The organism is Candidatus Accumulibacter vicinus, assembly GCF_000584955.1.
GTDB classification, from domain to species: Bacteria; Pseudomonadota; Gammaproteobacteria; order Burkholderiales; family Rhodocyclaceae; genus Accumulibacter; species Accumulibacter vicinus.
Genome location: NZ_JDSS02000028.1, coordinates 5853 through 6619, shown reverse-complemented (window position 1 = coordinate 6619; position 767 = coordinate 5853). Strand labels below are relative to the sequence as shown.

The window sequence follows — 767 nt, the reverse complement described above, 5'->3', positions numbered from 1 at the left end:
CCACAAAAGTGCCAACAACGTTTCCGGCGAGATCAGGAAGTCTGAAATTGGCAGACTGGGTGGTTTCGACGGGTCGCTTGCGGGTTTGGGCAAGCCGGTAGCCGACAGGCTGCAGCGCAATGAGCAATCAGGACGGGGGGCTTCGGGTGTCGTGGAAGCAGGGGTGAATGGCTGCGAGTAGCGGGTTGGGCGGCGCGCCGCTACCGCCTGGCGCCTTCTTGCGGCAAGTCGGGCAGTGTCTGGCCCCGCCAGAAGCCGCAGGCACCATTGCAGACGGCGGCGTGCCATGAGGCTCGGTCGGCCTGCCAAGGTCTTCCTGTCGTACTCGCACAAGGACGATGGCTTTCTCGAAGACCTCCGCGACAACCTCGCGACTCTGGTAGTCGAGAAGCTGATCGAAGAACCGTGGTGGGATCGAGACATCGACGTTGGCGGCAAATGGCGCAGCGAAATCCTTGCCAGACTCGAAGAGGCCGACCTGATCCTGCTGCTCCTCAGCCCACGTTTCGTGGCCTCCACGTTCTGCCGGGAAATCGAGTTGCCGAGATCGCGTGATCTCGCTGCCGCCGGCAGAATTGTCGTGCCAGTCATTCTCGATGCCAATGTCAACCTCGGCCCGCTCGGCCTCGCCGAGCTTCAGGCCGTCCCCGATCCGAAGAAGCCCGTCTCGAGCTATGGCAACCGTACGGAGGCTTATGAGATCGTCACCGACAGGCTCAGGCGCCTGCTGTCGGGAGGACCGAATGCGAACGAGGGCGCGGCGAACG

The 767-nt window shown here is 63.0% G+C and carries 2 protein-coding genes; both read left to right on the top strand.

Annotated elements, in window-relative coordinates; genetic code table 11:
* The coding region (locus CAPSK01_RS13575) for a hypothetical protein (protein WP_273703679.1) at nt 1-181 on the top strand (181 nt) is incomplete at its 5' end.
* A gap of 105 nt (nt 182-286) precedes the next feature.
* On the top strand, nt 287-767 hold a 481-nt coding region (locus CAPSK01_RS13570), incomplete at its 3' end, for a toll/interleukin-1 receptor domain-containing protein (RefSeq protein WP_273703678.1).